This is a genomic window from Streptomyces sp. NPDC048057 (assembly GCF_040653095.1).
Classification (GTDB): Bacteria; Actinomycetota; Actinomycetes; order Streptomycetales; family Streptomycetaceae; genus Streptomyces.
This window is the reverse complement of record NZ_JBEZNF010000011.1, coordinates 52,413-66,246: the sequence shown is the minus strand read 5'-3', so window position 1 is coordinate 66,246 and position 13,834 is coordinate 52,413. Positions and strand designations below refer to the sequence as shown.

General features: G+C 72.8%; 11 protein-coding genes. 8 read left to right on the top strand and 3 right to left on the bottom strand.

Translation table 11 applies throughout. The features are described from left to right. Positions 1-26: 26 nt before the first annotated feature. The gene (locus AB0E05_RS14865) at positions 27-824 is read right to left on the bottom strand and encodes an ATP-binding cassette domain-containing protein (protein ID WP_361963162.1); all 798 of its coding nucleotides are present in this window, start codon (positions 822-824) and stop codon (positions 27-29) included. Then, positions 821-2,614: a 2-isopropylmalate synthase gene (leuA, locus tag AB0E05_RS14860; RefSeq protein ID WP_361963160.1), complete on the bottom strand. Its 1,794-nt coding sequence runs from the start codon at positions 2,612-2,614 to the stop codon at positions 821-823. Before leuA ends, AB0E05_RS14865 begins: the two co-directional genes overlap by 4 nt. A gap of 65 nt (positions 2,615-2,679) precedes the next feature. On the opposite strand from leuA, the gene AB0E05_RS14855 reads away from it, so the two are divergent. Beyond that, complete coding sequence (locus AB0E05_RS14855; RefSeq protein WP_361963158.1) at positions 2,680-3,369, top strand: FCD domain-containing protein; 690 nt, start codon at positions 2,680-2,682, stop codon at positions 3,367-3,369. A 1-nt stretch (position 3,370) separates the two neighbouring features. On the opposite strand, the gene AB0E05_RS14850 is transcribed toward AB0E05_RS14855, so the two are convergent. Then, complete coding sequence (locus AB0E05_RS14850) at positions 3,371-4,411, bottom strand: WYL domain-containing protein (protein ID WP_361963155.1); 1,041 nt, start codon at positions 4,409-4,411, stop codon at positions 3,371-3,373. 157 nt (positions 4,412-4,568) lie between these two features. Between AB0E05_RS14850 and AB0E05_RS14845 the strand changes: the two genes are divergently transcribed. The 7 genes from AB0E05_RS14845 to AB0E05_RS14815 all read left to right on the top strand — a co-directional run bounded on the left by AB0E05_RS14845 (position 4,569) and on the right by AB0E05_RS14815 (position 13,832). Beyond that, the gene (locus AB0E05_RS14845) at positions 4,569-4,991 is read left to right on the top strand and encodes a VOC family protein (RefSeq protein ID WP_361963153.1); all 423 of its coding nucleotides are present in this window, start codon (positions 4,569-4,571) and stop codon (positions 4,989-4,991) included. Between the two features lie 113 nt (positions 4,992-5,104). Continuing rightward, positions 5,105-6,205, top strand: coding sequence for a winged helix DNA-binding domain-containing protein (locus AB0E05_RS14840; RefSeq protein ID WP_361963151.1), 1,101 nt, complete (start codon positions 5,105-5,107; stop codon positions 6,203-6,205). 574 nt (positions 6,206-6,779) lie between these two features. Continuing rightward, on the top strand, positions 6,780-8,258 hold the full coding sequence (locus AB0E05_RS14835; RefSeq protein WP_361963149.1) for a sugar transferase: 1,479 nt from the start codon (positions 6,780-6,782) through the stop codon (positions 8,256-8,258). Positions 8,259-8,331: 73 nt separating this feature from the next. Further along, a complete protein-coding gene (locus AB0E05_RS14830; protein WP_361963147.1) occupies positions 8,332-9,648 on the top strand; it encodes a nucleotide sugar dehydrogenase in 1,317 nt (438 codons plus the stop codon). After that, positions 9,638-10,903, top strand: coding sequence for a glycosyltransferase family 4 protein (locus AB0E05_RS14825; RefSeq protein WP_361963145.1), 1,266 nt, complete (start codon positions 9,638-9,640; stop codon positions 10,901-10,903). Before AB0E05_RS14830 ends, AB0E05_RS14825 begins: the two co-directional genes overlap by 11 nt. Next, entirely contained in the window at positions 10,900-12,279 is a 1,380-nt protein-coding gene (locus AB0E05_RS14820; protein ID WP_361963143.1) for a Wzz/FepE/Etk N-terminal domain-containing protein, read from the top strand. Before AB0E05_RS14825 ends, AB0E05_RS14820 begins: the two co-directional genes overlap by 4 nt. Then, the gene (locus AB0E05_RS14815) at positions 12,276-13,832 is read left to right on the top strand and encodes a Wzz/FepE/Etk N-terminal domain-containing protein (protein ID WP_361963141.1); all 1,557 of its coding nucleotides are present in this window, start codon (positions 12,276-12,278) and stop codon (positions 13,830-13,832) included. Before AB0E05_RS14820 ends, AB0E05_RS14815 begins: the two co-directional genes overlap by 4 nt. Positions 13,833-13,834 lie beyond the last annotated feature (2 nt).

The window sequence follows — 13,834 nt, the reverse complement described above, 5'->3', positions numbered from 1 at the left end:
GTTTCGGCCGAGGGGGCATCGGGGGGTCAGCGGGGTGCGCGGCGGGTGGTCACGCTCCAGCGGCCGTCGGTGCGGATGAGTCGGACGGGATGGTCGAAGCACTTGCTGAGCCGGTCGCTGGTGAGCACCTCGTCGACGGGCCCGGAGGCCAGACGGCGGCCCTCGCGCAGCAGCAGCACATGGGTCGTGCCCGGAGGGAGTTCCTCCAGATGGTGGGTGACCAGGACCGACGCCAGGTCCCGATGGGTGTGCTGCAAGGCGCCGAGCCGTTCGATGAACTGCTCGCGGCCGGCCACGTCCAGGCCGGTCGCGGGCTCGTCGAGCAGCAGCAGCCGTGGACGGGGCATCAGGGCCCGGGCGATCAGCGCGCGGCCCCGCTCGCCCTGGGACAGGGTCGGCCACCGGGCCTCGCGGCGGTCGCCGAGCCCGAGCAGGTCGACCAGGCGGTCGGCCAGGGCGCCCTGCTCGGGGGTCGGGGCCCAACGGGGGACGCGTTCCAGGGTGTTGGTGACGCCGGTCAGTACCACGTCGTGGACCGTGAGGGCCGAGCGCAGGTCATGCCGCGGGTTGACGTGCCCCACGGAGGACCGCAGCTGGCGCAGGTCGACCCGGCCCAGCCGGTGGCCCAGCACCTCGACGGTGCCGCGGGTGGGGTGGGCGAGCGCCCCGAGCAGGGCGAGGAGGGTGGTCTTGCCCGCGCCGTTGGGGCCGAGCAGCGCCCAGTGCTCACCGGCCCGTACGGTCAGGGACACCTCGCTGAGGATCGCGGCGCCGTCGCGGACCACCTCCACGTCCTGCACGTGGAGCACGGGTGTGGCGGTCACGGGGAGACCTGCTCGCGGCGGTTGACGGCGGCCATGACCGCGTGGACCGACGCCGTCAGGACCGAGGTGTGCCAGCCGGCGCCCCAGAGCGTCACGCCGTTCACCCGGCACTCGACGTAGGCGACGGCAGGGCTGTCCGGTCCGGTGCCGGTGGAGTGTTCGGTGTAGCCGAGGATGTCGACGGTCGTGCCCAGGGTGCCGAGGGCGTCGGCGAGGGCGGACAGGGGGCCGTTGCCGGTGCCGTGGCAGGAGCGCTCCAGGCCGTCGGTGCACAGGGTGCCGACGAAGCGGTGTTCGCCGGGGGCGGGTTCCGTGGCGCGCCAGGACGCCAGGGGGAGGGGGCCGTCCAGGGCCGGGGCGATGTAGGTGGCGTGGAAGAGCTCGAACAGCTCCTTGTGGCCCAGTTCCCGGCCGGTGGAGTCGGTGACGCGCTGCACCGCGCGGGAGAAGTCCGGGCGCATCGACGGGGGCAGGTCCAGGCCGTGGTGGGCGTGCAGGAGGTGCGCGATGCCGCCCTTGCCGGACTGCGAGTTGATCCGGATGACCTCCTCGTACGTACGGCCGACGTCACCCGGGTCGATGGGCAGGTACGGCACCGCCCAGGGCGCCTCGTCCGCTGCGACGCCCTGCTCGGCGGCCTGCCGGGCGTGGTGCGCCAGGCCCTTGGCGATGGCGTCCTGGTGCGTACCGGAGAACGCGGTGTGCACCAACTCGCCGCCGTAGGGGTGGCGGGGGTGGACCGGCAGCCGGTTGCAGTGCTCCACCACCTCGCGCACCGCGTCGATGTCGGAGAAGTCGACCATCGGGTTCACGCCCTGCGCGTACAGGTTGAGGGCCAGCGCCACCAGGTCGGCGTTCCCGGTGCGCTCGCCGTTGCCGAACAGGCAGCCCTCCACCCGCTGCGCGCCCGCCAGCAGGGCGAGTTCGGCGCAGGCGACGCCGGTGCCGCGGTCGTTGTGCGGGTGGATCGAGAGGATCACCGAGTCACGGCGCGCCAGATGGCGGTCCATGTACTCGATCTGGTCCGCGTAGACGTTGGGGGTGGCGATCTCCACGGTCGCGGGCAGGTTGTGGACCACCGGGCGATCGGGGCTCGCCTCCCACAACTCGGTCAGGCTGTCGCACACCTCCAGGACGAAGTCCGGCTCCGTGAGGTTGAAGACCTCCGGGGAGAACTCGAACCGGATGTCCGCGCCCGGCCGCTCCTCCGTCCTGCGCAGCAGATGGGCGGCGGCGTCGAGCACCAGTCGGTGGACCTCGGTGCGTGAGCGGGTCAGGACGACGTTCCGCCAGGTGGGAGCGGTCGCGGTGTAGAGGTGTACGAGGACGAGGGGAAGCCCTTCGACCGCGGCCATGGTCCGGTCGATCAGGTCCCGGCGGGCCGCGGTGAACACGGAGACGGTCACGTCGTCGGGGACGGCACCGTCGGCGGCCAGGTGCCTGACGAAGTCGAAGTCGGTCTGGCTGGCGGACGGATAGCCGACCTCGATCTCCTTGAAGCCCATGGTGACCAGGAGGTCGAACATCCGGCGCTTGCGCGCGGTGTCCATCGGCTCGGCCAGCGCCTGGTTGCCGTCGCGCAGGTCGACCGGCACCCACAGCGGGGCCCGCTCGATCCGGCGGGAGGGCCAGGTGCGGTCCGTCAGGGGCAGCTCGATCCGCTGGTGCGCGGGCCGGTAGCGGTGGTGCGGCATCGCGCTCGGACGCTGGGGGTTCCAGCGCGGTGCGTCCGCCGGTACGTCAGCGGTGGGAGGGGACAGGGTGGGGAACGCCGTGCTCTGTGACAGCATGCGGGGTACGGTAACGACTACTCAGGTCCTCAGACAAGCTGAGGACTCAGGAAGGTGGGCCTCCTATGTCACTGGGTGCCTTGCGGCCGTCCCCCTTGGTCGAGCAGGCCACGGAACACCTGCGCGACCAGATCACCGGCGGCGAGTGGCCCGTGGGGACGAAGCTCCCCGGCGAGACCTCCCTCGCCAAGTCCCTCGGCGTGGGGCGCTCCACCGTCCGGGAGGCGCTGCGCGCACTGGCCGGCGCGGGGCTGGTGCAGGCGCGTCAGGGGTCCGGCGTCTTCGTCATCGCGACCAAGCCCAAGGAGGACTGGTCAGCCCAACTGCGCCGGGCCGCCATCACGGACGTGTACGAGGTACGGCTGCTCGTCGAAGTGGAGGCGGCGCAACTGGCCGCGCAACGCCGGACCGAGGAGGACGTCACGGCGCTGAACGAGGCCCTCGCCCGGCGCCGGGCCGCCGCGGACGCCGGCGACGCCGAGTTCGTCGCGGCCGACATCGCGCTGCACCGGACCGTGGTCGACGCGGCCCACAACCCGGTGCTCACCGGCCTGTTCGCCGAGTTCGTCCCCGTGCTGGAGCGACGGCTGCTCGATCTGGTCGAGCTGCTCGGCCTGCGATCCGACGACGCCAACCACGGTGACGCCGGCCATGCCGACCTGGTGGACGCCGTGGTGCGGGGGGACGCCGGGGCGGCCGGGCGAGCGCTCGGGGACGAGCTCCGGGGGACCCTCGCCCTGCTGCACACCCTCTGAGTCAGGGCCGTCGTGGCGTTGTCGCGCGGGCGTAGCGCGCGGCGAGGCCGGCGAAGGCGGTGGCCAGTTCCGGCGGGCCGATGACGTCGAGGTCGGCGTCGAAGCGGCCGAAGGCCGCGGCGAGCCCGGTCCACGACCAGGAGCCGAGGGCGAGCCGGCAGCGGTCCGGGCCGAGTTCCTCGACGACTCCGTCCTGGGCGAAGGGCGCGACCGAGGCGGCCGGGAGGTGGAGGACGACCTCGCCGCGGCAGGGCCAGTCGGTGGCGGCGCCGCCCCGGCCGTCGCTGCCGTCGTGGCCGCGGAACCTGCTGGTGACGAAGGCGGAGACGCTGCCGCCCGGGAGCGCGCGTGCGGTGAAGCGGGGGCCCGTGGGGGTACGGGGACGGATGCGGTCGACGCGGAAGGTGCGCCAGTCCCGGCGGTCGAGGTCCCAGGCGACGAGGTACCAGTGGTGACGCCAGGTGACCAGGTGGTGGGGCTCGACCCGACGGGTTTCGGCCGCGGGCCTGGAGGTCGTGGAGCCAGGGGCCGTCGCCCTGGTGGCCGGGGCGCCGGGGGCCTTGGCGTAGTCGAAACGCAGTTCCTCATGGGAGTGGACGGCGCGGCTGAGGTCCAGCAGGACCGCTGGATCGATCTCGGCCGCGGCCCGCGGGGCGCCTTGATGTGCGGGCGGCCCGACCGGGGTGACGTGCAGCAGGTCCATGCGCTGGCGCAGCCGGGCCGGCATGACCTGGCGCAGGGTGGCCAGGGCGCGGACGGCGTCGTCGGCGACGGCGGTGCCGGAGGCCGCGGTCTGGAGGGCCACGGCCTGGCCGTCGTCGAACAGCAGGGGCGGCATGCGGTGGCCGGCCTGCAAGCGGTAGCCGCCGGCCGGCCCCTTGACGGTGGTGATCAGATAGCCGAGCTCACGCAGGCGGTCCACGTCACGGCGCACGGTGCGCACGGTGACGTCGAGGCGCTCGGCCAGCTCCCCGCCGGACCAGCCGCGGCCCGCCTGGAGCAGGGACAGGAGCGTGAGCAGCCGTGCGGACGTCTTCTGCATGTGCCCAGTCTCCCCGTAGTACAGGACACACCCTGTCCTCTACCCGTGCGACGGTGGCGAACGAGCCGCCCGGGACTCCACTGACCCGGGACCGGCCGGCGCCGCCAGGCCATGACGGTCAGCGGCGCGTTCTGGCCATCGACGCAAGGAGCGGAACATGTCCGTCACGACCACCACCCATCTGAACTTCCGGGGCGAAGCCCGAGCGGCGCTCGACCACTACCGGTCCGTCTTCGGCGGACGCACCGTCGCGGTCAGCTACCGGGACGCCGGCGCCGTGCAGAACGAGAGCGAGGCGGACTGGGTGATGTGGGGCGAGGTGGTCGGCGACAACGGCTTCCACGTCATGGCCTACGACGTGCCCGCGCAGCTGCCGTGGAGCCGGGGTGAGAACCCGTTCTTCGTCTCCGTGCGCGGCGGCGATGCCGAGGAGATCGGCGCCCTGTGGGGCAGGCTCGTCGAAGGGTCGACCGTCGTGCGTCCGCTGGAGCCCGCGCCGTGGGCGCCGCTGTACGGCATGCTGACCGACCGCTTCGGCGTCACCTGGGTCCTGGACGTCACCGCCCCCTACCACGGCTGACCAGTCGACGGGCTCGATGCGCCCGCAACCGTCCGGGCCGTCCGCAGTCACTGCGGACGGCCCGGACGGCCCCGTACCTGTACCCGTACAGCAAAGGAAGGAGAGGGGCCGCCATGCCGACGACCGTTCTCGACAGCCGTGCCCTCAACCGGGCCACCCTCGCCCGTCAGCACCTGCTCCGGCGCGACGACGCGTCCGTGCCCGAGGCGGTGGCCCATCTGTGCGGCCTCCAGGCGCAGGAGCCGCAGGAACCGTTCGTCGGACTCTGGTCCCGCCTTGCCGGCTTCGAGCCCGGGCACCTCGACGGTGCACTGACCGGTCGAACGGTGGTGCGCACCCACCTCATGCGCCGCACCGTCCACCTCGTCACCGCCGACGACGCCCTCGCGTGGCGCGCCCGCCACGACGCCATGCTGCGCCAGCGGGTGCTCGGCACCTACCGAAGCGAACTGGCCGACGTCGACCTGGAGGAGGTCGCCGCCGCAGGCCGCGCGATCCTGGCCGACGGGCAGCCCCGGACCATGAGCGAAATCGTCCGGGTCCTCGAAGACCGCTGGCCCGGTCCACCGCGCCGGGCCCTGGGCGAACTCCTCGTCGCCGCCCTCGTCCCCATGGCCCAACTCCCGCCCCGTGGCCTCTGGCGGCAGAAGGGCGGCGTCCGCAACCTGCCGCTCGCGACCTGGCTGGAACGGGAGGTCGACCCGCTGCCCACCGGGGACGGGGACCCCGTGGGACAGCAACTGCTGCGCCGTTACCTCGCCGCCTACGGGCCCGCCGCCAGCGCGGACCTGCGCGCCTGGTGCGGCCTCGCCGGTCTGCCCGCCGCTGTGAAGGCCGTTCGTGACGAACTCGTCGTCTTCCGCGACGAACGCGGTCGTGAGCTGCTCGATCTCCCCGACGCGCCGCGCCCGCACCCCGACACCCCGGCCCCGGTCCGCTTCCTCCCGGCCTTCGACAACGCCGTCCTCGGCTACCACGACCGCAGTCGCATCATCGACGCCCCGCACCTCGGCCTGTCCGTCGCGGGCCACCGCGTGGTCCTCGTCGACGGTCGCGTCTCGGCCACCTGGGACGTACGCGACCGGCGACTGCGCATCGGCCCCCTGCGCCCCTTCACCGCCCTGGAGCAGGAAGCCGTCCGCGCCGAAGCGCAGGACCTCGCCGACTTCCTGGGCGGGGTCGTCGAACACGTCCAACTCGACTCGGCGAGCTGACGATCACCCGCAGAAGGGCGGTGTGAAGCACTCGGACGCCCGCCGGCGACGAGCCGGGTCGGAAGGGTCCCTCGGCAGGTCATCGGGTGTGCACTCGCCGTCGGACATCTGTGGATGACCATGGATTGGTGAAGCCAGTTTCAAAGCTTGAACACGAATTCCACACATCCCCTCTCCATGTCGGCCCCGATGGTCTAGATTGACCGTGCTTCAGATGTTCGGACACGAGGCGAACCATGCTGATCTATTGGTCCCTCGTGCCGGACGACCAGCAATCGCGTACCCCGCGCACGCCGTGGGGGTGATCAATTCTTGGGGCCCGAGCGGGGGCGCCGGGTGCGGGGAGCGCCCGGGGTGCCGACGGGTTCCCGTGCACCTTGAGAGCCTGGCAGGACGGACTTTCCGCTGCCGCCAGGGTGAGTTGTGAAGCAGCACCGAACAGCCGGGATGTCATGCGCGGGAGGCGGGGGCCTTCCGAGGGGAGCAACAGCGCGGTGCGGGGGGCGGGGGCCTCCCGGGGGGGAGGAACAGTGTCGGGCGAACACGTCGAACCGCGGATGGCCTGGGGGGGTCTGTGGAGCAGGGGGGCTTAGCCAACCCGTTCACGTCGGCGCACGGGAGGCTGGCGAACGGGACGATCAGTCAGGGAGCGATCGACTGGGAGGAGCGGTACCGCCGTACCGTGATCGCCAGCGATACCGTGGCCACCGCCTTCGTGGTGGCGACCATCGGCAACTTCTTCGGGGCCCGCGACGCGGCCAACTGGCACGAGAAATGGGGAATCCTCGCCTTCGGCACCGAACTGCTGGTGCTGGGAGCGCTCGCGGTGAGCCGGTCCTGGGCCCCGGCGGTGCTCGGCCAGGGCGCCGAGGAGTTCCGTCGGCTCGGCCGTGCACTGTTCACGGCGGCCGTCGTGCTGGCGCTCGGCGGCATCGCCCTCACCTCGCGCAACATCAAGCTCTGGATCTTCGTCGCGATCCCCGCGCTCGCGCTCGTCACCATGACGGGGCGGTATCTGCTCCGCCTGTGGCTGCACAAGCAGCGGAAGGAAGGGCGGTGCCTGAGACCGGTGCTCGCGGCCGGCAGCCCGGCCACCGTACGCGACCTGATCACCCGGGCCCGCAAGTTCCCGCACCTGGGCTGGCGGGTGGACGCGGTCTGCACGACGGACGGCCTCGGCCCCGACGGCGACCGACTGGACGGAGTGCCGGTCGTCGGTCGACTGCTGGACGTCGCCGACCACGTGCGCCGCGACGGCTACCGCGTCGTCGCGGTCACCCCCGACCCGCACTGGACGCCGGACCGGCTGCAACGGCTGGCCTGGAACCTCGAAGGCAGCGACGCCGAGATGGTGGTCGCCCCGGTGCTGATGGAGGTGGCCGGCCCGCGGCTGCACGTCGACGCGGTGCTCGGGATCCCGCTGCTGAGGGTCAGCATGCCGACCTTCACCGGGGGCCGCCGGGCGGTCAAGGAGGTCGTCGACCGGATGGGCGCGGCGGTCCTGCTGATGGTCTTCGCGCCGCTGATGGTGCTGGTGTGCCTGCTCGTGTCGCTGGACAGCCGGGGCGGCGCGTTCTACCGCCAGCGCCGGGTCGGCAAGGACGGCCGCGAGTTCACCATCCTCAAGTTCCGCACCATGGTCTCCGGGGCCGACCGGGCGCGGGCGGCGCTCGCGGACCGCAACGAGGGCGCCGGCCTGCTGTTCAAGCTCCGCCGGGACCCGCGGGTGACCCGGGTGGGCGCGGTGCTGCGGCGGTACTCGATCGATGAACTCCCACAACTCTTCAATGTGCTCACCGGGTCGATGTCGCTCGTGGGGCCGCGGCCCCCGCTGCCCGAGGAGTCGGCTGCGTACGGCCCGGACATCCGGCGGCGGCTGCTGGTCAAACCCGGGCTCACCGGCTTGTGGCAGATCAGCGGACGCAGCGACCTGCCGTGGGACGAAGCGGTCCGGTTGGACCTGCGGTACGTGGAGGACTGGTCGCTCGCGCTGGACACGGTGATCTTGTGGAAGACGCTGCGTGCGGTGGTCTACGGGCAGGGGGCCTACTGATGCGCGGGGAGCATCGGCGGGCCGGGGCGCGGACGGCAGGCCGCAAGGGTCTGCCCGGTCGGAGGGACGGGGCATGAAGGTCAGCGTTTTCGGGCTCGGCTACGTGGGCTGCGTGTCGGCCGCGTGTCTGGCCAGCACGGGGCACGAGGTCATCGGGGTGGACGTGAACCAGGTGAAGGTCGACCTGGTCAACGACGGCAAGGCCCCGGTGGTCGAGGAGCGGATCGGCGAACTCGTCGCCGATGTCGTACGGACCGGAGCGTTACGGGCCACCCGTGACGTCCGCGAGGCGATCATGGACAGCGAGGTGTCGCTGATCTGCGTGGGCACGCCCTCGGAGCCCAACGGCAGCCTGTGCACCACCTACTTGGAGCGGGTCACCGAACAGATCGGCGCCGCACTGGCCGAGCGGGGCGGCTGGCAGACCGTCGTCTTCCGCAGCACCATGCTCCCGGGCACCTGCACCAACCTGCTCGTCCCGATCCTGGAGAAGGCCGTCGGCGGCACGGCCGGGGTGGACTTCGGCGTCGCGGTCAACCCGGAGTTCCTGCGCGAGGGCACGAGCGTGCGGGACTTCTTCGACCCGCCCAAGACCGTCGTCGGCGAACTCGACCCGGCGAGCGGCGACGCGGTGCTCGCGCTTTACGACGGCCTGCCCGGCGAGGTGTTCCGGGTGCCGCTCCCCACCGCCGAGGCGATCAAGTACGCGGACAACGCCTTCCACGGCCTCAAGGTCGGCTTCGCCAACGAGCTGGGCGCCGTGTGCCAGGCCCTCGGGGTGGACTCGCACCAGGTGATGGACGTGTTCCTCGCCGACCGCAAGCTGAACATCAGCCCCGCCTACCTGCGCCCCGGCTTCGCCTTCGGCGGCTCCTGCCTGCCGAAGGACCTACGCAGCCTGGTCCACGCGGCGCAGCGCGCCGACGTCTCGGTCCCCATCCTCTCCCACGTACTGCCCTCCAACTCCGCACACCTGCAACGCGCGGTGGACATGGTGGAGCGCACCGGCAAGCGCCGTGCGGGCCTGTTCGGCCTCTCCTTCAAACCCGGCACCGACGACCTCCGCGAAAGCCCGCTCGTCGAGCTGGCGGAGCGGCTCTTCGGCAAGGGGTACGACCTGAAGATCTACGACGCCAACGTGAGCCTCTCCCGGCTCCTCGGCGCGAACCGCGAGTACATCGAGACCCGGCTGCCGCACCTCGCGCACCTGCTCGCCGACTCCGTCGACGAGGTGCTCGACCACGCCGAGGTCTGCCTGGTCGGGACCAAGGACCCGGCCGTGCTGTCGGCGCTGCCCCACGGCGAAGGCCCCGTGCTCATCGATCTCATCCGCCTACCCGACGCCGACGCGCGCCGGGCCGAACCGGGGTACATGGGCCTTGCTTGGTGACGCAACGAGCGGCGACCGGACGAAGCGGCGCGCGCTGGTCCTGGTGGAGAACCTGTCGGTGCCGTTCGACCGGCGGGTGTGGCAGGAGTGCACGACGCTGCGCGACGCGGGCTGGCGGGTGGACGTCATCTGCCCCCGCGGGCGCAAGCGGGACACGGAACCGGAGGCGGAGATCGACGGGGTGCGGATCCACCGCTACCCCCTGCGGGCGGCCACCGGAGGACCGGCCGGCTACCTACGGGAGTACGGATCGGCGCTCTGGCACACGGCCCGGCTGGCCCGCAAGGTCGGCCCGGTCGACGTGGTGCACGCCTGCAACCCGCCCGACCTGCTGTTCCTGCCGGCGCTGTGGCTGAAGCGGCGCGGCGCCCGGTTCGTCTTCGACCAGCACGACCTGGTGCCCGAGCTGTACCTGTCCCGGTTCGACCGCGGCAAGGACCTGCTGTACCGCGCGGTGTGCGCGCTGGAACGCATGACGTACCGCGCCGCGGACGTCGTGCTCGCCACGAACGAGAGCTACCGGGACGTCGCGGTGCGCCGCGGCGGCAGGCGGCCGGGCGATGTCTTCGTGGTGCGCAGCGCACCCCAGACCGACCGGTTCCAACCCGTCGAACCCGAGCCCGAGTTGAAGAGCGGCAAGCCGCACCTGCTGTGCTACCTCGGCGTCATGGGACCGCAGGACGGCGTCGACTACGCCCTGCGGGCGCTGGCGAAGCTGCGCGACGAGAGAGGGCGGACCGACTGGCACGCGGTGTTCGTCGGCTCCGGCGACGCCTTCGACGCGATGGTGGAGCTGTCCGGGCAACTCGGGCTCCACGACCAGGTGCAGTTCACCGGGCGCATCCCCGACGCCGACCTGGTGCGCTACCTGTCCACCGCGGACGTGTGCCTCTCACCCGACCCACGCAATCCGCTCAACGACGTGTCGACCATGAACAAGGTCCTGGAGTACATGGCGATGGGCCGACCGATCGTCTCGTTCGACCTGAAGGAGGCCCGGGTCTCCGCAGGAGACGCCGCCGTCTACGCACCCGCCAACGACGAGGCCGCGTTCGCCGACCTCGTCGCGGACCTGCTCGACGATCCGGAGAGACGGGCCCGGATGGGCAAGATCGGCCAGGAGCGGATCAGCGGACAGCTCTCCTGGCGGAACTCGCAAGCCGCGCTCCTCGCCGCCTACGACGCCGCCTGCCGCGACCGCGCACCGGTGTCGACGGGCCGCCCGGTCAGGACAGGGAAGTGGCCCCGTCGTTGAGCGATGACACCATACGGCTGGTCACGATCGGGCTCGTCCTGCGTCGGCGCTGGCGACTCCTCGCCGCCCTCGCCCTGCTGGGCGCACTCGTCGGCTACGGCACCTCGGTGCTCTTCCCGCCGCGCTACACCGCATCGGCGTCCGTCCTGCTGCCGGGGCAGTGGGAGCAGCGCGAACTGCTGACCCAGGTGGAGATCGCGACCAGTTCCGCGGTGGTCGACCGGACGGCCACCGCTCTCGGCTGGCAGGGCGTCAGCGGCGAGGAGTTACGGGACCGCGTGAGCGCCAAGACCACGGACGGGAACATCATCAAGATCTCCGGCACGGCCGACACCCCCCGGCGCGCGCAGCAACTCGCCGACCGGTCCGCCCAGCAGTTCGTCGCCTTCGCCGCGCGGATCGCCGGCGACGGCGCCGACCCGGAGGCGCCCACGGGCCCCGAAGCGCTGCGGCAGAAGGTGCTGGAGACCAGCCGCCGCATCACCGACCTGGCCAACGCGGCCGACCCGGGACGGACCGTGGAGAGCGTGCAGGCGCGCACCGCGCTGGAGAAGCTGCGCACTTCGCTGGAGGAGGCCGTGAAGAAGCTCGACGAGGCCGAATCGGCGACCGAGAAGGCGGGCATGGTCGTCATGGGGCCCGCGCAGCGGCCGACCGGCGAAGCGCCGCCGACGAGGGCGCAGCTCGTCGCCGCCGGGGCGCTGGTGTTCTTCCTGGCCGCCGTCATCGGCCACCTCGCCGCCGCGCGGACCAACCGTAGGCTGCGCACCGAACCGGAGATCGCCGCGGCGCTGGGCTCCACGCTGCTGGGCACCGTCGACGTGCCCGCCGCACGGCGCGTGCGCCGGGCACGGGACGGTGGCCCGCGGGCCCGGCTGCGCCGACTGCTGGACCTCGACGTCCGATGGGACGTCGCCACCCCGCAGGCGTCCGGCGACGAGGCCAGCCGACGGGTCCGCTACCAGCGGGTGTGCGCTCGCCTCCGGGACCACCTCCCCGTCATGCACGGTTTGTTGGTCGTCGTGCCGGACAGCGACGACATCGCCCGCCGGGCCGCGGACCAACTCGTCGCCGAGGCCGGGAACGAACTCGCGGGGAGCGCCGACCTGCGGGTGGTGGAGGTCTCCGTGGCCCAGCCGATGGTGCCGGACCGCTCCACCGAGTCCGGCGCCGTGGTCGTCCTCAGCGCCGGCAACTGGACCGCGGGGGAACTCACCGGCATCGCCGAGGCGTGCGCGGACGGCAGCCACGAGGTCGTCGGCATCGTCGTCGCCGGCCCCGTCCGGACCCTGCCCACCGGATCCGCCGACCTACCGCCCGACGACGCCGCCCCGGCGCTCGCGGCCCGTGGCAGTGCGACGGGAGAGCCGGTGTGACGACGAGCACGACCCCGGAGCCGTCGAACGCCGCTCCGCTGCTGGACCTGCACGCGCTCGTGGTGGCGGTGCGCAGGCGCCGTCGCCTGTGGAGCGCCGTGGCGCTCCTCGGGCTGCTGATCGGCGTGGCCGTCGCCGTCCTGCTGCCGCCACCGCCGAGCGCGGTGACCAAGGTGCTGGTCGCCCACCAGGAGGACCAGCCCAACGACACCGGAACCCTGATCCGTACCGACGTCGCCCTGCTGGGCACCACCCGGATCGCCACCGAGGCACTGCGGACCCTCAAGTCCCCGGACGATCCCGAGGACTTCATGACGCAGTACCGGGGCACCGGCCTGACCAACAACCTGCTCCAGATCGACGTGACCGGCGACAGTGACGCACAGGCGGTCGCCCGGGCCAAGGCCCTGGCCGACGCGTTCGTCGCGGACCACGTACGGCGGATGCGGGAAGCCGCGGAGGCCGAGGCCAAGGCGCTGCTCGACCAGCGGGACCGCATGCGCACCGAACTCGCCGAGGTCAACAAGGCGATCGGAGCACGGTCGCCGGACGGCAACGAGAAGGCGTCGGCGAGCATCGAGTCCCTCTTCGCCCGCCGCGCCGAACTCAACTCGCGGATCGCCGACTTCGACCAGCGCGCGGCAGAGGCGCGCACCGGCACGCCCCGGCTCGTCGCCGGCACCCAGATCGTCGACGGCCCGCGCGCGGTGCGGCACTCCCTGCCCAAGACCGTCGTCACCAACGCCGTCATCGGGTCCGCCCTCGGGCTCGTCGTCGGGCTAGTCCTCGCCGCGGTCGGCACCGTGGTGGCCGACCGCCCCGTGCTGCGCCGCGAGATCGCGGCGAACCTGGGCGCCTCGGTCATCGCGGAGGCGCGCCGCGTACCCCGCCGGTCGATCTGGCCGTGGCAGCGCCGACGGACCCGGATCGAACGCGAACGGCTCACCACCACCCTGGCCCGCACCGTGCGCGGCACGCCCGAAGGGGTGTCGCTGCTGGAGTTGGGGTGTGCGCGCAGCACGGGCGCGATCGCCCTGGACGTGGCCGCGGCACTGGCGGACGACGGCCCGGTGGTCGTGATCGACGGACTGCCCGGGGCCCGGCTCCGCGCGCAGCCCGACGGCCCGACCGTGGTCGGCCCGGAGGGCGCCGAGGCCGTGCCGCACGACACGCGCCGGCTCGGCGTCGGCTCCGTGGCGCCCGGCACGGCGTGGACCGACCTCCAGTACCTCGGCGGCCAGACCGTGCTCGTCGTCCGCGCCGGGCACGGCAGCGCCGCCTGGCTGCACACCGTCGCCCGCCAACTCGCGGACCAGCACGTCCCGGTGGTCGGCGTGGTGCTGATCGACCCCGACCCCCGGGACCGGACCGACGGCACGCTGTGGGACGGGCAGCGGACCGCGCTGCGCGGCCACCACGAGCGGTCGGCCCGACGACGCGGTACGGGCCGGCTGGAGCGGCCCGCCCGGCTCAACGGAGCGGGCCCGCAGCGGACGGAGCGCCCTTCGGCGCCGGCCGCACGGATCCCGGACAGCGACCAGGAGGCGCGGTAGAA